The organism is Pseudonocardia sp. N23 (genome assembly GCF_002583555.1).
Lineage (GTDB): Bacteria > Actinomycetota > Actinomycetes > Mycobacteriales > Pseudonocardiaceae > Pseudonocardia.
In genome coordinates, this window is record NZ_BEGX01000001.1 from 81000 (window position 1) to 99499 (window position 18500).

An 18500-nucleotide genomic window follows, 5' to 3' on the forward strand; every position below is an offset into this window, starting at 1 on the left:
TACCTCGTCGTCAGGCCGGGGACCTGAGCGAGGGCTGCGTCGAAGCGGCGTGCCGGGCGCGGTAGCTGCCCGGCGACTCGTCCAGGACGCGGAGGAACGCCCGGCGCATCGCCTCGGAGGTGCCCCAGCCGCAGAGGCGGGCGATCCGGTCGACGTTGTCGACGGTGTCGGTCAGCATCCGCTGGGCGGTCTCCACCCTGGCCTGCTCCACGTACTTGCCCGGTGAGGTGCCGGTCTCGGTGTGGAACTGCCGGGCGAAATGCCGCGGGGACATCTTGGCCCGCTCGGCGAGCGCGGGGACGGACAGGTCCTCGTCGAGGTGGTCGGCGATCCACGCCCGGATGTCGCCCAGCCGGGTCTGGCGGGTCGACTGGACCGCCAGCTGGGTGCTGACCTGTGCCTGGTGGCCCGGGCGGCGGACGAAGACCACGAGGAGCCGGGCGACGCGCAGCGCCAGCTCACGGCCGTAGTCCCGCTCGATCAGCGCGAGCGCCAGGTCGATCCCCGCGGTAACCCCGGCGGAGGTGAAGATCCCGTCGTCCTCGACGAAGATCGGATAACGCTGCACCTGGACCTTGGGGTAGTCCCGCGCGAACCGGCCACAGAACGACCAGTGGGTGGTGGCCCGTCGACCGTCCAGCAGGCCGGCCTCGGCGAGGAGGAGCGAGCCGGTGCAGACCGACGCCAGACACTCCGCGTCCGGGCCCAGTGTGCGCAGCCGCGAGGCGACCGCGGGGTTCGGGACCTCGGCGCCCGGTCCGCCGGGGACGAGGAGGATGTCCGGCCGGCTGACGTCGTCGATGTCCAGATCAGGGGTGACCGTGAGCCCGCCCGCGAGCCGGACCGGGTGCCCGCCGACCGACGCGGTGTGCACGAGGTAGGGCGGTCCCTCCGTGGACGGGTGGTAGCGGGCGACGCCGGTGAACGCGTCGTACGGGCCGACGAAGTCGAGTGGCTGCGCCCCGTCGAACAGGAAGATCACCACTGTCCGCGAGCGCATGGCAGCAGTCTCCGCTCAGTGGGCGGTGTGGGCAACGACGGGCCGTCGGTCGGTGTCCCGCGACCTCCCCGGGCCCTCCCGGAGGCCGGGGGACGCCGTCGGCCGTCTCAGGCTCGGTCGTGCCACATGTCGACGCTGCACCACCATGTTCCGTCCGCCTGGAGCGTCCAGGCCTCGTGGGTGACACCCTCCGCACGCGTCCCGTCCCCCGCCGTCGCGACGTACGTGCCGATGAGGTGGGCGCTGTCCGTACCCGCGACGGTCTCGATCAGGCCCAGCTCGAAGCGCAGGCCGTGCTCCTCGCGCAGCGCCGACAGGAACCCGCAGATGGCCTCCCGTCCCTCGATGGGGTCCCGGTTGGCCGGCATCGCGACCGGGGTCCATACCGTGGTCGGTGTTTCCGGCGTTGTTGATCAGTAGGTCTCGGCTCCCGGTACAGACACTTGAGCGCGGCCCAGTCGGTCATCTCGCGCACCACCTGGTCGGTGATCCGCGAGATCGTCTCCTTCGACACCGACGCCCCGCAAATGTCGGCGAAATGCGCCTAGATCTCCCCGGCGGTCATCCCCTTCGCATACAACGACAGCACGATCTCGTCCACGCCCGACAGGCGCCGCTGCCGCTGGCGCACGATCTGCGGTTCGAACGTGCTCTCCCGGTCCCGCGGCACCTCGACCGAGACCTCACCGACGGCGTCCGGGATCACCGTCTCCGCCCGGGTGCCGTTCCGCACATTCGACGATTCCCGGCCCGGATCGGCCTGGTTCTTGACGCGCCCGAGGTGCTCGGTCATCTCCTCGTGCAGCGCGGTTTCCAACACGTTCTTAGTGAACAGTTACAACAGCCTGTCCGGGCCGGTCAGCGCCAGCCCCGGGCCTTGGCCTCGGCCACCATCGCCGCCGCGGCGGCGATGGTGCGGCGACCGCTGCGCCGGCTCCTGGTCACGCTTGCGTGGACTCACCAGCTCCGATGTCATCACTCACAGTGCCCATCCTGCCGGACCTCCTCGACGCCCGCAGCACGGCGGCCGGCTGGGCATCAGCAGCAACCTGGCCCGTCCGGGTGTGTCCCCGACGAACCTGCTGGCGGCGCAGCCGGGGATGGGCCGGCAGGGCGACACGACGTCGGCCGGCTCGGCGATGTCGCGCGGGCGGCGGCCTGCGCGGCGCGTTCGGTGAAGGGGTACTGCGCCGCGGTGCTCGCCGCGCCGACCGCGGTGTGCGGGCTCAGACGCGCTGCAGGACCTGCTCCACGACCAGCACCACGCCGAGCCCGGCCATCACCACGCCCGAGACCCGGGTGACGATCCGCGCTGCGGCGGGGCGGGCGCGCAGGACGGCCCGCGCCCCGGTCCCGACGCCCGTGTAGACCAGCGCGCAGTTGGCGACGTGGACGACGCCGAGGAACAGGATCTGCGCGCCGACGGGCCAGGACCCGGCCGGGTCGGTGAACTGGGGGAGCAGGGCGAGGACGAGCAGCAGGACCTTCGGGTTCAGGCCACTGACACTCAGACCCGTTCCCGCCTGGCGCAGCCACGACCCCGGCACCGGCTCACCCTCGGGGGTCGCGAGCTGCGCGGCCGATGAGTGCACGAGCGTGACCGCGCCCAGCCAGACGAGGTAGACCGCACCCGCGACGGTCATGGCAGCCATGACGGCCGGGGTCCGGGAGAGCAGCGCGGCGACGCCCGCGGCGACCGCGCAGGTGGCCAGCACGTGCCCGGCCAGCAGGCCGCCGATCGCCGGGAAGACGCTGCGGTGCCGCAGGCCCGCGGCGATCACGTATGCCCAGTCCGCCCCGGGGACCAGCACGAACAGCAACGAGACCGCCCAGAACGCGACGACGGTGCCGACGGCCATCTCTCCTCCTCGCCAGGTCGTGATGCTCGCGAGGAACGTTAGGGCGGAAGCCACGGAAGGTGTTCCCGAATCCTGCCCGGTGCAGCCCTGTTCTGGGGAAGAATCTGTCGCGTGGACGCCGTGGACCGAAAGATTCTTGCCGAGCTGCAGAACGACGGACGGCTGACGGTCACCGAGCTGGCCGAGCGGGTCCGGCTCAGCGTCTCGCCCTGCCATCGCCGGCTGCGCGCCCTGGAGGCGTCCGGGGCGATCAGTGGGTACCGGGCCCAGCTCGACGCGCCGTCGCTGGGGCTGGGCTTCGACGCCGTCGTCTTCGTGACCCTGCGTGGCTCCGACCGGGACACGGTCCGGGGGTTCGAGGACGCCGTCGTGGAGGTCCCCAACGTCATCCAGGCGCAGCGGCTCTTCGGTGACCCCGACTACGTGATGCGCGTGGTGGCGCGCGACCTCCCCGCATTTCAGGAGCTCTACGACGAGCAGCTCTCGGCCCTGCCCGGAGTGCTGCGTCTCGCCTCCACCCTCGTCATGAAGAGTGTCGTGGAGAACCGGCCGTTGCCCCTGTGAGGGCCTACCGCCACCACACGCACGCGAGGACGTCGCGGTCGATGCTCGCCCGCGCCGCTGACCGTCGTCCGGGAGCAGGCGGTACGCCGGCCGGGCCTCCGGGTGCGGCGGATCAGTCCTCGGTGCGGGTGCGCAGGTGGGCGGCGACGGTGCGGGCCCTCGTCGCCGACTGCTCGTGGTCGGCCCGGTCGGCCGCGTCCGTCACGGTCGAGAGATGCTCCTCGAGCAGCGCCTCGCGTTCGACGAGGCGAAGGAGCTGCGCGGGCGGGGACGACCCGTCGTGCAGGGCGGCGAGCCGTCGGCGGACCGCCGCGAGGTGCAGGAGCTCGTGGTGCGGGTCCATCCGTCCGAGGGCGTCGGAGACCGGGTGGTCGCCGGACCCGGGGTCGTCGTCCTCCCGGTGGCGGACGACCCAGCCGTCGAGCTCGGCGACCGCCGCCTCGACGGGTGCGGGTGGGTCGTCGGGGTCGTCCGGGGCGTGGGGGACGGCGGCCTGCTCCATCGCGGCGTCCCACCGCACCACGAGGGGCTCCCAGTGGGCCCGGACCCCGTCGGGGTCCTCGCCGGTCGCCTCGGCGACGTCCGGCCAAGGGGTCCCGTCGGCACGTTCGACGACGACCGCCGCGGCGAGCGCGCGGCCGGCGAGCGCGTGGAGCCGACGGGCGTCGGCCACGAGCGTGCCGGCGTAGGAGGTGCGGACGGACCCGGTCGGGAGCAGCGAGCGGGCGACGTCGGAGACCTCACGCGCCGCGGCCGCGAACGCGAGCTCGGCGGCGGCACGTGCGGTGAGCGGCGCGCCGTCGACGGGTTCGGGCCAGACATCGCTCGCCTCGGTCATGTGTCGACGCTAGTCGCCCGGGGCGTCGGCCCGGCGCGGAGCGTGGCCGGTCACTCCGCCGCCGGCACGACGACGCGGTCGGCTGCGGAGGTGCGGGTGGGGGCGTCGGCGGGGTCGCCGGTGCCCTCGACGGCGGCGCGGGCACGCTCGGTGAGCTCGACCTTCGCGATCTTGTTCGTCGCGGTGCGGGGCAGGTCGGGGACCAGCGCCAGGTACGACGGGACCATGTAGCGGGGGAGGACGGCGTGGGCGTGGGCCTCGACGTCGGCGGTCGTCAGCGCGGCACCGGCTCCGGGCACCACGAAGGCGAAGATCTCCTCCTCGGAGATGTGCGCCGGGACCGACACGGCGGCGACCTCGGCGATGTCGGGGTGACCGGCCAGCAGGTCCTCGACGACCGTCGCAGGGATGTTCTCGCCGCGGCGGCGGATGACGTCCTTGCGCCGGCCCCGGTAGTGGAGCCAGCCGTCGGGGCCGATGTCACCGAGGTCGCCGGTGTGGAACCACAGGTTGCGCCAGGCGTCGACGGTCTCCTGCGGCTTGCCGAGGTAGCCCTGGAACGTGGTGTAGGGGTCGCGGGGACGCAGGATGATCTCGCCGGTCTGCCCGGCGGGCAGGGGCCGGTCGTCGTCGCCGACGATCCGCACCTCCGTCCAGGGGAGGACGGGGCCGGTGGCGCCGGGGCGGCCGTAGCCCTCGCCGGGCCGGGTCATCGACGACGGGAGCCACTCGGTCTGGGCGTAGCAGGTGGCGAAGTCGAGGCCGAACCGCTCGGAGAGCTCGACGGCGTCGGGCGGCAGCGGCGCGACGAACATGGTGCGCACGCGGTGCGCGCGCTCGGCGGGCCGCGGCGGCCGGGACTGCAGGATGCGGACCATGCTGCCCATCGCGTTGACCTCGGTGGCGCCGAGGTCGGCGACGTCGTCCCAGAACGTCGTCGCGGAGAAGTGCGGGCCGAGGGCGAGCGACGCCCCGCTGACCAGCGCCCCGGACAGCGAGTAGGCCGTCGCGTTGATGTGGAAGAGCGGCAGGCACGTGTAGAGACGGTCGGCGGGGCCGAGGCCGAGGCGGTCGGTGAAGACGGCGCCGCAGGTGATCACCTGGGCGTGCGTCACGGCGGTGGCCTTGGGCATCCCGGTGCTGCCGGAGGTGTAGAGCACGACGAACGTGTCGGAGAACGACGCCGCGCCGGGGTCGAGCGGCCCGGGTCCGGCGGAGCCGAGTTCGCCGAGGTCGTCGGCGCCCGGGGGCAGCACGATCGCGGGTGGGCCGTCGGGCCCCGCGGCGGTGGCGAAGGCGGCCGCGCGCTCCTGGTCGACCACGCCGAGGACGCACTCGGAGTCGGCGACGAAGTAGCGCAGCACCTCGCCCGAGGCGTCGGGGTTCAGCGCGACCGGCACGGCCCGGAGATGGGCGAGGGCCAGCAGGAGCCAGACGTGCCGCGGCGACGTCGGCATCATGACGGCGACGCGCGAGCCCTGCCCGATGCCGCGGTCGGTGAACGCGGCGGCGAGGGTGGCGACGATCCGGTGCGCGTCGGTGTGGGACCAGGTCCGTTCCCGGGTGACGACGAACGGTCGGTCCGGGTCGAGCGCCGCGGACCGCGCGAGCATCCGCGGCACGGTGCGTTCGACGAGCGGGACACCGGCCGGGTCGGGGGCCTGCGCGGCGGTCACGGGCTGGCTCCTGTCGCCGTTGCCGTCGGAAGTCGGTTCACGCTAGCGTACTTCCGACCGACTGGTCGGTCGGGCTCGCGCGACGGTGCGAGGACCGCCGTCCACGACCCCGGTCCGCAGCCCTTGTCCGCCCACCGAGGACCGCAGCGAGAGAGCGACGATGCCCGACGACGACCGGACCCCACCGCCCGCGGACCTCTACCGGCAGCTCCTGCTGTGCCGGCGCTTCGAGGAGGTCGTGGCCGAGCAGTACCGGGAGGGGCGCGTCCCCGGCCCGCTGCACCTCGCGCTCGGCCAGGAGGCCACCGCCGTCGGGGTCTGCGCCGCGCTGCGCCGCACCGACGTCATCACCTCGACCCACCGCGGGCACCACCACTGCCTCGCCAAGGGTGCCGACGTCGACCGCATGATGGCCGAGCTGCTGGGCCGGCGGACCGGTTACTCGGGCGGTCGCAACGGGTCGATGCACATCGCCGATCCGGACGTCGGTCTGCTGGGCACCAACGGCATCGTCGGGGGCGGGCTGCCGATCGCCACGGGCGCCGCGTTCGGGCTGCAGGTGCAGGGCCGCGACGACGTCGCCGTCTGCTTCTTCGGCGAGGGCGCCACCGCCACCGGCAATTTCGGCGAGGCCCTCAACATCGCGGCGCTGTGGGCGCTGCCCATCGTGTTCGTGTGCGAGAACAACCGGTTCGCCGAGCTCACCCCCTCGTCCACGCACGTCGCTGGGGAGGTGTGGCAGCGCGCCGAGGCCTACGGCTTCCCCGGGGTGCGGGTCGACGGGAGCGACGTGCACGCCGTCGCCGACGCGACCCACGACGCGGTGGCGCGGGCCCGGGCGGGCGACGGGCCGACGCTCGTCGAGGTCATGACCTACCGGTTGTCCGGCCACTACGTCGGCGACCCCGCGACGTACCGCGACGAGGCCGAGGCGCAGGCCTGGCGTGACCGCGACGCCGTCGCCCGTGCTCGCGCCGCCCTCACCGGGACCGAGGCCGCCGCGGTCGACGACGAGATCGAGGAGCTGCTCGCCACCGCCGTCGACCGCGCCCTCGCCGCCCCGACCGCAGACCCCGAGGAGCTCGGATGACGACCACGGTGGACGGTGTCCGCTCCCTGAAGTACTGGCAGGGCGTCAACCAGGCGCTGCACCAGGAGATGGATCGGGACGAGCGGGTCGTGCTCGTCGGCGAGGACGTGGGCGGACCGGGCGGGCCCTACGGCGTGACCCGCAACCTGCGTGCGACGTTCGGGCCGAACAGGGTGCGCGACACCCCGATCAGCGAGTCCACCATCGCCGGGCTCGGGATCGGCGCGGCCGCGGTCGGGCTGCGGCCGGTCGTCGAGCTGATGTTCTTCGACTTCTGCATGCTGGCGATGGACCAGATCGTCAACCAGGCTGCGAAGTACCGGTACTTCACCGGCCGTTCGCTGCCGCTGACGATCCGCACGATGAGCGGCTCCGGCGGCTCCTACGGGGCGCAGCACTGCCAGAGCTTCGAGGCCTGGTTCGCCGCGGTCCCCGGGCTGACCGTCGTGATGCCGTCGAACGCGCGCGACGCCAAGGGGCTGCTCAAGAGCGCGATCCGCAGCGACGACCCCACGCTCGTGATCGAGACGTTCGGCCTGCTCACCGCGCGCCGCGACACCCCCGTCGACGAGGACTTCCTCGTCCCGCTCGGCGTCGCCGAGACGCGCCGCAGCGGTGACGACGTCACGGTCGTCGCCACCGGCCGGATGGTCGACCGATCGCTCGAGGCCGCCGAGCGGGCCGCTGCCGGCGGCGTCTCCGTCGAGGTGATCGACCCGCGGACGATCGCGCCGCTCGACCGGACCGCGATCGTGGAGTCGGTGTCGCGTACCGGCAGGCTCGTCGTCGTCCAGGAGGCGTCGGCGCCGTTCAGCCTCGCCGCCGAGGTGTGCGCGCTGGCTGCCGAGGAGTGCTTCGACCGGCTCCGCGCCGCTCCGGTCCGGCTGTGCGCCGACTTCGTCAACGTCCCGACGCCGCAGGACCTGATCGAGGCCCGGGTGCCCGGGGTGGACGACATCCTCGCGGCCGTCACGCGGGTGACGGGCCGGTGACCGACCGGGAGCTGACCGGGCGGACCGCGGTCGTCGACACCGTCCATCCGTGGGACGTCACCGACGGCAGCCGGACCCGCCCGATGGCCGTCAACGCCGACGACGCCACTCACGGGCGGTCGAGGAGCTGGGCCAGGTGCAGCGACGAGCGGCCGCGGAGGTCGTCGAGCTGGGTGCGGCAGGAGAAGCCGTCGGCCAGGACGACCGCGCCGGGGTGCTCGTCGACGGCGGGCAGGAGGTTCTGCTCCGCGACGGCGACGGAGACGTCGTAGTGCCCGGGCGTCATCCCGAAGTCCCCGGCCAGCCCGCAGCACCCGGCGACGGTGTGCACGGTCGCGCCGGCCCGTTCCAGCAGCGCCTGGTCGGCCGACCAGCCCATGATCGCCCGGTGGTGGCAGTGGGGCTGCGCGACGATCTCGGTGCCGCTCAGGTCGGGTGGGGCCCAGTCCGGACGGCCGGCGAGGAACTCGGCGAGGGTGACGGTGTGCGCGGCGACGGTGTGGGCGTCGTCGGTGTCGAGGAGGTCGACGGCGTCGCGGCGCAGGACGGCGGTACAGGACGGTTCGAGGCCGATGATCGGGAGGCCGTCGTCGACGGCGCGGCGCAGCGTGGTGACGGTGCGGCCGAGGATGCGGCGGGCGGCGTCGAGCTGGCCCGTGGTGATCCAGGTGAGGCCGCAGCAGACGCCGGCGCCGGTGGGCCGGGCCTCGACCCCGGCGCGGGCGAGCACCGCGACGGCGGACTCGGCGACTGCGGGGGCGAAGGCGTCGGTGAAGCTGTCGACGAAGAGCACTGCAGGTGCGCCACCGGTCGGGGCGGGCCGTGACCTGCGGCGGAACGGTGTCGACGCGAACGGGGGCACCGACCGGCGCGGGTCCACGCCGGCGAGGCGCGCGGCGAGTCCGGTGCCCGCGAGCCGGTTGGCCGGCCCCGCGACCCGGCCCGCGAGCCGGGCCCAGCGGGGCAGCCGGCCGAGCGTGTAGTGCGTGAGCGGGCGCAGCCGCCGGCGGTAGGCGTGGTGGAGGACCTCGGCCTTGTAGGTCGGCATGTCGATGCCGGTCGGGCACTCGGACGTGCAGCCCTTGCAGGACAGGCACAGGTCGAGCGCGTCGTGCACCTCCGGCGCGCGCCAGTCGGTCCGCTCGCCCCGGACGAGTTCCTGCAGGACCCGGGCGCGGCCGCGGGTGGAGTCGCGCTCGTCGCGGGTGGCCAGGTAGGACGGGCACATGACGCCGCCGGTCGGGGCGTTGTCGGCGCGGCACTTCCCGACGCCCGTGCAGCGGTGCACGGCGGAGGCGAGGTCGCCGTTGTCGTGCGGCAGGGCGAAGCCGCCGGGCCGGGCGACGGGGAAGGTCCCGGCGACGCGGACGGCGGCGTCGACGGGGTCGGGGTCGACGAGGACGCCGGGGTTGAGCAGCCCTTCGGGGTCGAACGCCGCCTTGACCTGCGCAAACAGCGTCAGCGCCGAGGCCGTGTACATCGCGGGCAGCAGCGCGCTGCGGGCGCGACCGTCGCCGTGCTCGCCCGACAGGGTCCCGCCGTGGGCGGCGACGAGCTCAGCGGCGTCGGAGAGGAACGCCCGGAACCGGTCGGTCCCGCCGGGACGGTCGAACGGGAAGTCGAGCCGTACGTGCACGCAACCCTCGCCGAAGTGGCCGTACGGAGCGCAGGTCAGACCATGCGACGCGACCAGCTCGTCGAACCTGCCCAGATAGGCGCCGAGCGACGCGGGCGGGACGGCGGCGTCCTCCCACCCGGCCCAGCCGGGCCGACCCGACGGCGCGACGCCGGCCAGGCCCGCGCCGTCCTCGCGGATGCGCCACAGCCGGGCGGCGACGGTCGTGTCCTCGACGACCCGCGCGTCGAGGCCGAGGCCGGCGGCGCCGAGCGCGGCGGCCCGGTCGAGGACCTCGGCGCGGTCGTCGCCCGCGAACTCGACGAACAGCCACGCCCCGCCCCGCGGTAGGTCGGGAACCCGTTGTGGGCCTTGATGTTCGCGGACGACGGCGACGATCCGCGAGTCCAGGCCCTCGCACGAGCTCGGCCCGTGGGCGACGACGGCCGGCCCGGCGGTGCCGGCGGCGACGATGTCGTCGAACCCGAGGACGACGAGTACCCGGTGCGCCCGGTCGGCGACGAGCCGCACCGTCGCCCCGGTGACGACGGCGAGTGTGCCCTCGGAGCCGACGAGGGCCTGGGTGAGGTCGAACCGCTCCGGGAGGAGGTGCTGGACGGCGTAACCCGAGACCTGGCGTCCGAACCGGCCGAACTCGGTGCGCGCCACTGCGAGATGGTCGGCCATGACGGCGTGCAGGCGGGCAGTGAGCGCGTCGGTGCCCGAGGCGCCGGGCCCGGTGCGGAACCGGGTGCCGTCGGCGGTGAGCGCGTCGAGACCGACGACGTTGTCCGAGGTGCGGCCGTAGGCGAGGCTGCGCGCGCCGCAGGCGTTGTTGCCGATCATCCCGCCGATCGTGCAGCGGGTGTGCGTCGACGGATCGGGCCCGAACCGCAGCCCGGCGGCGGTCGCGGCCCGTTGCAGGGTGGCGTGCACGGTGCCGGGCTGGACGGTCGCGGTGCGGGCGTCGGCGTCGAGGGCCAGGACGCGGTTCATGTGCCGGGAGAAGTCGACGACGACGCCGGGCCCTATCGCGTTGCCCGCCACGGACGTCCCCGCGCCGCGCGCGGTCAGCGGGGTGGCGGAGGCGCGACATACGGCGAGGACGGCCTCGACGTCGGCGTCGTCGCGTGGGTGGACGGCCGCGAGCGGCGGGATCCGGTAGAGCGAGGCGTCGGAGGAGTACCAGGCGCGGGTGCCGGCGTCGGCGGCGGTGGGGACGCCGGTGCGGCGCAGGGCCTCGACCACGTCGTCGGAGGTCGTCGACATCTGATGACCTCCGGTGGCGGGACGGCGGCGGGGACGGGTGGTGCGCGCCGGTCACAACCCTAGGCGCGCACCGCCCGGCGCGCTCACGTGGCGCGAACCGGCCGCCACAGCAGCACCACGACGGCGATGCCGTCGACGGGCCGCTCGCGCAGGCCACCGCGGGGTGAGCCCTACCCCGACCGGTCGGGTTGACCCCGCCGGTCCGGGTGCGTCCTCCCTCGTGCGGGGCCGACGTCCTGCCCATCCTCGGTACGGTGCGCCGCTCGCCGGCCCGCCCACCGGCGGGAGCCGTCGCCGAAGCGGCCGACGGGGGAGGAATGACCAGCATGAAGGTGTCACCACGCCGGACGGCTCTGGCCGTACTGGCAGCTGCGGCGAGTGTCGTGCTCGCGTCGTGCACGGTCCCGGTGGCCGGGGTCGCCATGGCCGCGACGTCCGGCACCGGCCCGACGGGCCTCGACCGCTACTACACCCAGCAGTTCGACTGGGGGCCGTGCACGCCGTTCGCCGGTGACGACGCCCAGCGCACCGCGTTCGCGGCGCCCGGCCTCGACTGCGCGACCATGACCGTTCCGCTCGACTACTCGGCGCCCGACGGTCGCGTCGCGGAGATCGCGGTACTGCGTCACCGCACCACCGCCGCCGAGAAGGTCGGCTCACTCGTCGTGAACCCGGGCGGGCCCGGCGGGTCGGGGATCTCGCTGGCCGCCCAGTTCGGTGCCGCGCAGGCCGACGGACCGTTCGACGTCGTCGGGTTCGACCCGCGCGGCGTCGGCGCGAGCACGCCGGCGATCGACTGCGTCAGCGACCGCGAGATCGACGAGCAGCGCGCCGACTCCGACATCGACACCTCACCGGCAGGCGTGGCCCACATCGAGGAGGAGAACCGGCGCGTCGCCGCGCAGTGCGTCGAACGTTCCGGCGGTGCCGACGTCATCGCCCACTCCGGCACCCGCGACGTCGCCCGCGACATGGACGTGCTGCGCGCCGCCCTCGGCGAGCAGAAGCTGACCTTCCTCGGCTACTCCTACGGCACCCGGATCGGCTCGACCTACGCGGAACTGTTCCCGCGCAACGTCCGCGCGATGGTCCTCGACGGCGCGATCGACCCGACCCAGTCGTCGGCGGACAGTGCCGTGGCCCAGATGGAGGGCTTCCAGAAGGCGTTCGAGGCCTACGCCGCGGACTGCGCGACCAAGGCCGGCTGCCCGCTCGGCAACGACCCGGCCGCCGCGACGGCCGCGTTCCAGGCGCTGGCCCGGCCGCTGATGGAACACCCGGCGCCGGTGCGTGACAGCAGCCGGACCCTGTCCTTCAGCGACGCCGTCACCGCGGTCATCGCCGCGCTCTACAACCCGGCGTCGTGGCCGGTGCTCTCGACCGGGCTCACCGAGCTGAAGGCCGGCGACGGAACGACCCTGATGGGACTGGCCGACGCCTACTTCGCGCGCACCACGGCCGGCGCCTACGGCAACTCCCAGGAGGCGCTCATGGTGGTCAACTGCGCCGACGGGGGCAGCACCGACGACCCGCAGGCCAACGCCGAGACCGCGCGCCGGGCCAACGAGGTGGCGCCGTTCCAGGACTCCGGCATCGAGGTGACCGCCGTCCACAGCACGTGCTCCTACCTGCCGGTGGCGCCGACGACCCCGCACCTGCCGGAGGTCGACGGCTTGCCGCGGACGCTCGTCGTCTCCACCACCGGTGACCCGTCCACGCCCTACCAGGCGGGCGTCACCCTGGCGAAGGCGCTGGACGCCCGGCTGCTGACGTTCGAGGGCACCCAGCACACCGTCGCGCTGCAGGGCAACGCGTGCGTCGACGGGATCGTGGGCCTCTACCTGGTGAACCTGACGCTGCCGGCGGCCGACGTCCGCTGCACGGCTGCCACCAGCTGAGTCCCGCCGTCGTCTCCGGCCCGGGGCAGTACCGTCCGGGCCGGGGACGACGCGCGTCGTCCTCCCCGGCGTTGCGGCTCGGTGTGTCGCTCGTCGGGATGGCATGGTTCGGGTCGGTCGCGCCCAGCCGGTCCCGGATCGTCCGGTCCGCGCCGATCCGATCTCGGGCTCAACCGGTGGTCCGGACGTGAGATGCGTCGGGTGGGCGGATGCGGCGGGTCGTGGTGTGATCTGCTGTGCGACACGGAGGGGTGGTCGCCAGGACCATTCCCGGCACACACATCGGAGGAGGACACCAGTGGCCGACGACGCGACCGGATCGTCCACCGCCCTGTCGATCCAGGGTGAGGCACAGCAGGAAACCGGACGGGTCCGCGCGTCCGACGAGGACGTCGACCTCTACGTCGACGGGGTCTCGGACGAGGTGCTGGCGTGCCGCGAGCGCGGGCGCCACCTGTTCCCGACGATCAGGCAGGCGGGGATCCACTTCCACGGTGTGGACCGCGAGGGAATGCTCCTGCGCCGGCTGGTCTGCACCTGCTGCCTCCTGGCGGTCAAGGTCGAGAAGTGGGAAGGCGTCCGCGCGGGCAGCCGCACCCGGTTCCGCCGGGTTGCATCGAACCTCGAGTACCGCACCGGCAACGACGGCGAGGTGTACCTCGCGCCGAGCGGCCGTGGGCACATGACGCCGCGCCAGATCGGCGACTCGGTGGCCTCGAAGGCGCTGGCCGGACAGTCGGTCACCGCGCTGCGCAAGGCGGCCACCAAGGCGGCGGCCGAGGCCGCGGCCGAGAAGGCGGCGGCCGACAAGGCGGCGGCGGAGAAGGCCGCGGCGAAGCCCGTTGCCGAGCCCGCCACCGCGAAGCCCGCCACCGCGAAGCCCGCTGCTGCGAAGCCCGCTGCTGCGAAGACCGCTGCCAAGCCCGCTGCGAAGGCGGCCGCCAAGCCGAGGTCGACCCGCGTCCGCAGCGCGAAGGGAACCGGCTGATCCATGGGCATCCGGGAGATCCGATACTGCGACATCAGCGGTACCGAGGACGAAGTGGAGACCCACGAGCTCAACATCGACCAGATGCACGTCCGCATCGATCTCGCGGGACCCGAGTACCGCAAGCTGCTCGACCTGCTCGGTCCCTACCTCGAGGCGGGGACCATCGAGGCGTCGGTCCCGGGCTACGGCGGCCGCCGCGCCGTCCACACGAGCACGGGGCTGACCGTCGAGGAGCGCGCCCGGCTGCGCGACTGGGCGGAGGCGAACGGTATCGAGGTCCCGGCGAACAACCGTTTCAAGCGAACCCTCGTCGACCAGTGGCGCGAGGACAGCGGGGCGTCCACCCCGGAGGAGTGACCCGCGCGGTCATCCACCGGGCCCGACCACCGGCTCCCGCGTCCACAGCGGCGGGAGCCGGAGGTCGACGCCGCACTCGTCGGCCGCGGGCCGAGCGCGGCCGCCGGTCCGGTGAGCCCGCCCGGCACGGGTCCGCCGAGGTGTGCACGAACACCGAACGCGGTCACGGGCTGCTCATGGTCGGGGTCGGGCTCTGACGATCATGCCTCGAGCAGTGCCGCCGCGAGCCCGGCCGGCTCGGTGAAGCACGCCTCGTGGCTGCCCGGCGCCTCGATCGGGGTGACGCCGAGGCGCTCGGCGAACCGGTCCCAGCCGTACTCGCCCGGCGGCAGTGCGATGTCGCCGACGCTGAGCACATAGGACACCGGCACCCCCAGCGCGGCGGCGTCGAGGGGTTCGACGGTCGTCGTGAAGTACTGCATCGGGTGCGGGACCATCAGTGCGTGGACGGTGCGCTGCACGTCCTCCGATGCGTCGTTCATGAAGGCGGACTGCCACACCTCCAGCGGCATCGCGACGGAGTTGTTCCCCGACGCGCCGGACAGGCCGTCGAACAGCTCCTGGTAGGCGGGCGGCACCTCGTCGTAGAGGGTGCGGCCGGCGGCCGGGACGAACGCGCTCCAGTACACGACCTTGCGCAGCCGCCCAGCCAGCCGCGGCGCCGCAGCCGTCATCGGGTAGCCACCCCAGCTGTGCGCGACGAGCGTGACGTCGTTCAGGTCCTGCTCCTCGACCAGTGCGACGATCGCGTCCGCGACGTCGGAGAGCTGGTACGCGGTCGGGTCGTCGCCGTCGTGGAGGCCCGGCAGGGTCGGGGTGAACACGCGGTGGCCGGCGGAGCGCAGGTGCTCGGCCACCGGTCGCCAGGCCCAGCCACCGTGCCAGGCCCCGGTGATCAGCACGAACGTCTCCGACATCGTTGCCTCCGTGGGCGTCGAACGATCCGACCGCCGGCGTGGCGGCCGCGTCATCGTGCTGGCTCTGCGTGGCGGCCGTCAACGATGTGGCACGGATCGGGGCGGCGCGCCCACGACGACGATGACCGTTGACGGGATCCGTGATGCGATGGGCGGGCAACGTGCGCCGAACGACTGGGAGCCCCGCATGACCGACCGCCACGACGTCGCCGCCACGCTGAGGTGGATGCGCGACGGAGAGGCCCGCTTCGGTGCCCTCCTCGCCGCCGTCCCCGATGCCGCCCTGGCCGAGCCGTGCGCGCTCCCGGGCTGGACCCGTGCCCACCTCGTCGGGCACATGGCGCGCAACGCCGAGGCCCTCACCCGGCTCGCGACGTGGGCGCGGACGGGCGTCGAGACCCCGATGTACTCCGGTCCCGACCAGCGCAACGACGACATCGAGGCCTCCGCCGGCCACCCGCCCGCGCGACTGCGCGCCGACGTGACGGCGACGGCCACGGCGCTCGACGTGGCACTCGGCGCGGTCGGTGCCGCCGGGGCGTGGACGGCGCAGGTCCGCAGCGCGCAGGGGCGCGACATCCCGGCCGCCGAGGTTCCCTGGATGCGCAACCGGGAGGTCTGGCTGCACGCGGTCGACCTCGACGCGGGCGCGTCCGTCGACGACATCCCCGCCGGCGTCGTCGACCTGCTGATCGCCGACGTCGCCGGGGTCCTCTCGGGCAAGGACGGCTGCCCGTCAGCGGTGCTCGCACCCACGGACCGCTCCGGCACCTGGACGCTGGGCCCCGCGGCCGGCGCCGCCCCGACGATCGACGCCCCCGCCGCGGCGATCGCGGGGTGGCTCACCGGGCGGTCCGCACTCGACGGGACACCCGCGCTGCCGCGCTGGCTCTGACCGGCCCCGCCCGCAGCTCCGGTGAACCGGACGGGCCCGCGGCGCGTCGGGGAGAGGTGGGTTTCGACCGGTTCCTGTGCTCTCCTGAGCCGATGACGGGACGTCCGCACGTGCTGCTGTCGGTGGCGGTGTCCCTCGACGGCTGCATCGACGACGTCGGCCGCGAGCGGCTGATCCTGTCCAACGAGGCCGACCTCGACCGGGTCGACGAGGTCCGCGCCTCGGTCGACGCGATCCTTGTGGGCGCCAACACGATCCGGTGCGACGACCCGCGGCTGCTCGTCCGTTCCGGCGCCCGCCGCGCCGCGCGGGTCGCGCTCGGCAGGCCGCCGTCGCCGGTGAAGGTGACGTTGACCGGCACCGGCAAGATCGCCCCCGAGTCGAGGTTCCTCACCGCCGGGGAGGGGGAGCGGATCGTCTACGCGCCGACGTCCGCGGCCGCGGAGGTGCGCGACCGGCTCCGGGCGGGCGCGACCGTCGTCGGCGCGGGGGACCCGCTCGACGTCGCGACCCTGCTCGCCGACCTGCGCCGCCGCGGCGTCCGCCGGCTGATGGTCGAGGGCGGGTCCCAGGTGCACACCCTGTTCCTGGCGTCGGGCCTGGTCGACGAGCTGCACGTCGTGTTCGCGCCCTTCCTCGTCGGGCAGCCGGGCGCGCCGCGGTTCGTCAACGCCGCCGCGTTCCCCCAGGGCCCGGGGAACCGGATGCGGCTGGTGGAGACCCGCCCCATCGGCGATGTGGTGCTGCTGCGGTACGTGCCCTGTCCAGGTGCCTGACGTCGCGCCCGAACGACCATGCCAGGGCCGCGAGCGCGGCGGCGACGAGTCCGGTCGCGACCGCGCCGGGGAGCAGCGTCGACGACGCGACGACGAGCACGACCCCCTGGGCCGCGGCGACGACCTTGGCGCCCACCGTGGGCGGGACGGTGCCACGCATCCACGGGACCAGGGCGGTGACCCCGACGAACGCGTAGCGCATCGCGCCGATCGCGAGCACCCACGCCCCGGACAGGGTCGCGACGTGCACCGACAGCACGGCGATCAGCCACGCGTCGGTCTCCATGTCGAACCGGGCCCCGAACACCGACGCCGTCCCGGTCCGCCGGGCGACCCGCCCGTCGACGGCGTCGAGGGCCAGGGCCACCGACGCCGGCGCCACCAGCAGGGCGACGGGCGCCAGGTTCCCGGCGACGCCGTCGGCGACCAGTGCCGTCACCCCACCGCCCAGCACCGCACGGATCGCCGTGACCCGGTCGGCAGGCCGGGGCCCGACCTCGACGGTGCGGCGCGCGAGCAGCACCGTGAGCACGACGGCATGCGCCACGCCGACCGCCCACCCAGCGGGGCCGAGGCCTGTCGTCGCGGCGAGCACACCGAGCAGCGCGAGCTCCCCGCCGAGCACCGTCGTCGCGATCATGGCTCCCTGTCCGTTGCGGTCATGTTCCCCGACGGACGAACCCGCCCGCCGGTTCAGCCCCGCCGTGAGGTTGCGGGGAGTTCGTGACCGGCCTGCTGCGCGGCGTTCACCCGCTCCTGGTGGACTGGGGCCATGCCCGACCACGCGCCCGCCGCACGAGCGCTCTGGCTGCGCGCCCCGGGGGAGCCGGAGATCCGGGACGTCCCGCCGGCGGCACCGGGGCCGGGCGAGGTGCTGGTCCGCACCTCGTACTCCGGTGTCAGCCGCGGGACCGAGGCACTGGTGTTCCGCGGCGGGGTGCCGCCGGGCCAGCGGGAGACGATGCGGGCGCCGTTCCAGGAGGGCGACTTCCCCGGGCCGGTCAAGTACGGCTACCTCAACGTCGGCGTGGTCGAGGACGGACCTGCGGACCTCCTGGGGCGCACCGTCTTCTGCCTCTACCCGCACCAGACGCGCTACGTCGTCCCCGCGTCGGCGGTGACGGTCGTCCCGCCGGACGTGCCGCCGGAACGGGCGGTGCTGGCCGGGACGGTCGAGACCGCGGTCAACGCGCTCTGGGATGCCGCGCCGCTGGTGGGGGACCGGATCGCGGTCGTCGGCGGTGGGATGGTCGGGTGCGTGGTCGCGGCGGTGCTGGCGGGCCTGCCCGGTGCGCGGGTGCAGCTGGTCGACCCGCTGCGGTCCCGGTCGGCCGTCGCCGACGCGCTGGGTGTCGGCTTCGCCACCCCCGATGACGCCGACGGCGACTGCGACCTCGTCCTGCACACCAGCGCGACGAGCGAGGGGCTGTCGCGGTCGCTGGAGCTGCTCGCCGACGAGGGCGAGGTCGTCGACCTCAGCTGGTACGGCGACCGGCCCGTCACCCTGCCGCTGGGCGAGGGCTTCCATCCGCGGCGGCTGACGATCCGCAGCAGCCAGGTCGGCACCGTGTCGCCGCGCCGGGCCCGGAAGGGGTTCGCGGGGCGGCTGGCCGTCGCGTTCCGGCTGCTCGCCGACGACCGGTTCGACGCCCTCGTGACCAGTACGGGAACGTTCGACGAGCTTCCCGTCACACTCCCGCGGGTCCTCACCGGTGAACCACCCGGGCTCCTGCACCGTGTCGGGTACGGGGGAAGGAGCTGAC

17 protein-coding genes and 1 pseudogene are annotated in these 18500 nt (G+C 74.2%); 9 read left to right on the forward strand and 9 right to left on the reverse strand.

What is annotated here, in order from left to right; all coding sequences use genetic code 11:
* Positions 1 to 10 precede the first annotated feature (10 nt).
* The 4 genes and pseudogenes from TOK_RS00390 to TOK_RS00410 all read right to left on the reverse strand — a co-directional run bounded on the left by TOK_RS00390 (position 11) and on the right by TOK_RS00410 (position 2859).
* Positions 11 to 1000, reverse strand: coding sequence for a GlxA family transcriptional regulator (locus TOK_RS00390; RefSeq protein WP_098955724.1), 990 nt, complete (start codon positions 998 to 1000; stop codon positions 11 to 13).
* 107 nt (positions 1001 to 1107) lie between these two features.
* Positions 1108 to 1368, reverse strand: coding sequence for a hypothetical protein (locus TOK_RS00395; protein ID WP_098955725.1), 261 nt, complete (start codon positions 1366 to 1368; stop codon positions 1108 to 1110).
* An 86-nt stretch (positions 1369 to 1454) separates the two neighbouring features.
* Positions 1455 to 1871: pseudogene (locus tag TOK_RS33690) on the reverse strand (transposase); the annotation flags it as partial.
* Between the two features lie 355 nt (positions 1872 to 2226).
* The gene (locus TOK_RS00410; RefSeq protein WP_098955726.1) at positions 2227 to 2859 is read right to left on the reverse strand and encodes a LysE family translocator; all 633 of its coding nucleotides are present in this window, start codon (positions 2857 to 2859) and stop codon (positions 2227 to 2229) included.
* A gap of 111 nt (positions 2860 to 2970) precedes the next feature.
* Here TOK_RS00410 and TOK_RS00415 point away from each other — a divergent pair, with 111 nt between their 5' ends.
* On the forward strand, positions 2971 to 3423 hold the full coding sequence (locus TOK_RS00415) for an Lrp/AsnC family transcriptional regulator (RefSeq protein WP_098955727.1): 453 nt from the start codon (positions 2971 to 2973) through the stop codon (positions 3421 to 3423).
* Positions 3424 to 3535: 112 nt separating this feature from the next.
* Here the strand turns inward: TOK_RS00415 and TOK_RS00420 are convergent, their stop codons facing one another.
* Both TOK_RS00420 and TOK_RS00425 read right to left on the reverse strand, forming a co-directional pair.
* On the reverse strand, positions 3536 to 4261 hold the full coding sequence (locus tag TOK_RS00420) for a hypothetical protein (protein WP_098955728.1): 726 nt from the start codon (positions 4259 to 4261) through the stop codon (positions 3536 to 3538).
* A gap of 50 nt (positions 4262 to 4311) precedes the next feature.
* A complete protein-coding gene (locus TOK_RS00425) occupies positions 4312 to 5937 on the reverse strand; it encodes an AMP-binding protein (protein WP_098955729.1) in 1626 nt (541 codons plus the stop codon).
* 160 nt (positions 5938 to 6097) lie between these two features.
* On the opposite strand from TOK_RS00425, the gene TOK_RS00430 reads away from it, so the two are divergent.
* A complete protein-coding gene (locus TOK_RS00430) occupies positions 6098 to 7027 on the forward strand; it encodes a thiamine pyrophosphate-dependent dehydrogenase E1 component subunit alpha (protein WP_098955730.1) in 930 nt (309 codons plus the stop codon).
* Positions 7024 to 8019 (forward strand): alpha-ketoacid dehydrogenase subunit beta, encoded by a 996-nt coding sequence (locus TOK_RS00435; protein WP_098955731.1) that lies wholly within the window; start codon positions 7024 to 7026, stop codon positions 8017 to 8019. The genes TOK_RS00430 and TOK_RS00435 overlap by 4 nt, the downstream gene beginning before the upstream one ends.
* A gap of 109 nt (positions 8020 to 8128) precedes the next feature.
* On the opposite strand, the gene TOK_RS00440 is transcribed toward TOK_RS00435, so the two are convergent.
* A complete protein-coding gene (locus tag TOK_RS00440) occupies positions 8129 to 10903 on the reverse strand; it encodes an FAD-binding and (Fe-S)-binding domain-containing protein (RefSeq protein ID WP_098955732.1) in 2775 nt (924 codons plus the stop codon).
* A gap of 326 nt (positions 10904 to 11229) precedes the next feature.
* On the opposite strand from TOK_RS00440, the gene TOK_RS00445 reads away from it, so the two are divergent.
* The 3 genes from TOK_RS00445 to TOK_RS00455 all read left to right on the forward strand — a co-directional run bounded on the left by TOK_RS00445 (position 11230) and on the right by TOK_RS00455 (position 14149).
* Complete coding sequence (locus tag TOK_RS00445) at positions 11230 to 12801, forward strand: alpha/beta hydrolase (protein ID WP_098955806.1); 1572 nt, start codon at positions 11230 to 11232, stop codon at positions 12799 to 12801.
* Positions 12802 to 13099: 298 nt separating this feature from the next.
* Positions 13100 to 13789: a hypothetical protein gene (locus TOK_RS33155; protein ID WP_216361798.1), complete on the forward strand. Its 690-nt coding sequence runs from the start codon at positions 13100 to 13102 to the stop codon at positions 13787 to 13789.
* Positions 13790 to 13792: 3 nt separating this feature from the next.
* A complete protein-coding gene (locus TOK_RS00455) occupies positions 13793 to 14149 on the forward strand; it encodes a histone-like nucleoid-structuring protein Lsr2 (protein ID WP_098955733.1) in 357 nt (118 codons plus the stop codon).
* 200 nt (positions 14150 to 14349) lie between these two features.
* Here TOK_RS00455 and TOK_RS00460 read toward each other — a convergent pair whose 3' ends face one another.
* Entirely contained in the window at positions 14350 to 15066 is a 717-nt protein-coding gene (locus TOK_RS00460) for an alpha/beta fold hydrolase (RefSeq protein ID WP_098955734.1), read from the reverse strand.
* 187 nt (positions 15067 to 15253) lie between these two features.
* On the opposite strand from TOK_RS00460, the gene TOK_RS00465 reads away from it, so the two are divergent.
* Both TOK_RS00465 and TOK_RS00470 read left to right on the forward strand, forming a co-directional pair.
* Positions 15254 to 15961: a maleylpyruvate isomerase family mycothiol-dependent enzyme gene (locus tag TOK_RS00465; protein ID WP_098955807.1), complete on the forward strand. Its 708-nt coding sequence runs from the start codon at positions 15254 to 15256 to the stop codon at positions 15959 to 15961.
* Between the two features lie 92 nt (positions 15962 to 16053).
* Positions 16054 to 16737: a dihydrofolate reductase family protein gene (locus TOK_RS00470; protein WP_098955735.1), complete on the forward strand. Its 684-nt coding sequence runs from the start codon at positions 16054 to 16056 to the stop codon at positions 16735 to 16737.
* On the opposite strand, the gene TOK_RS00475 is transcribed toward TOK_RS00470, so the two are convergent.
* Positions 16628 to 17377, reverse strand: coding sequence for a CDP-alcohol phosphatidyltransferase family protein (locus TOK_RS00475; RefSeq protein WP_098955736.1), 750 nt, complete (start codon positions 17375 to 17377; stop codon positions 16628 to 16630). The two genes, TOK_RS00470 and TOK_RS00475, sit on opposite strands and share 110 nt — an antisense overlap.
* 132 nt (positions 17378 to 17509) lie before the next feature.
* On the opposite strand from TOK_RS00475, the gene TOK_RS00480 reads away from it, so the two are divergent.
* On the forward strand, positions 17510 to 18499 hold the full coding sequence (locus TOK_RS00480; protein ID WP_098955737.1) for a zinc-binding alcohol dehydrogenase: 990 nt from the start codon (positions 17510 to 17512) through the stop codon (positions 18497 to 18499).
* Position 18500 lies beyond the last annotated feature (1 nt).

Coding starts and splice junctions, on each gene's coding strand:
- TOK_RS00390 (WP_098955724.1), bottom strand. CDS start 1,000: ATGCGCTCGCGGACAGTGGTGATCTTCCTGTTCGACGGGGCGCAGCCA.
- TOK_RS00395 (WP_098955725.1), bottom strand. CDS start 1,368: ATGCCGGCCAACCGGGACCCCATCGAGGGACGGGAGGCCATCTGCGGG.
- TOK_RS00410 (WP_098955726.1), bottom strand. CDS start 2,859: ATGGCCGTCGGCACCGTCGTCGCGTTCTGGGCGGTCTCGTTGCTGTTC.
- TOK_RS00420 (WP_098955728.1), bottom strand. CDS start 4,261: ATGACCGAGGCGAGCGATGTCTGGCCCGAACCCGTCGACGGCGCGCCG.
- TOK_RS00430 (WP_098955730.1), top strand. CDS start 6,098: ATGCCCGACGACGACCGGACCCCACCGCCCGCGGACCTCTACCGGCAG.
- TOK_RS00435 (WP_098955731.1), top strand. CDS start 7,024: ATGACGACCACGGTGGACGGTGTCCGCTCCCTGAAGTACTGGCAGGGC.
- TOK_RS00440 (WP_098955732.1), bottom strand. CDS start 10,903: ATGTCGACGACCTCCGACGACGTGGTCGAGGCCCTGCGCCGCACCGGC.
- TOK_RS00445 (WP_098955806.1), top strand. CDS start 11,230: ATGAAGGTGTCACCACGCCGGACGGCTCTGGCCGTACTGGCAGCTGCG.
- TOK_RS00455 (WP_098955733.1), top strand. CDS start 13,793: ATGGGCATCCGGGAGATCCGATACTGCGACATCAGCGGTACCGAGGAC.
- TOK_RS00460 (WP_098955734.1), bottom strand. CDS start 15,066: ATGTCGGAGACGTTCGTGCTGATCACCGGGGCCTGGCACGGTGGCTGG.
- TOK_RS00465 (WP_098955807.1), top strand. CDS start 15,254: ATGACCGACCGCCACGACGTCGCCGCCACGCTGAGGTGGATGCGCGAC.
- TOK_RS00470 (WP_098955735.1), top strand. CDS start 16,054: ATGACGGGACGTCCGCACGTGCTGCTGTCGGTGGCGGTGTCCCTCGAC.
- TOK_RS00475 (WP_098955736.1), bottom strand. CDS start 17,377: ATGATCGCGACGACGGTGCTCGGCGGGGAGCTCGCGCTGCTCGGTGTG.
- TOK_RS00480 (WP_098955737.1), top strand. CDS start 17,510: ATGCCCGACCACGCGCCCGCCGCACGAGCGCTCTGGCTGCGCGCCCCG.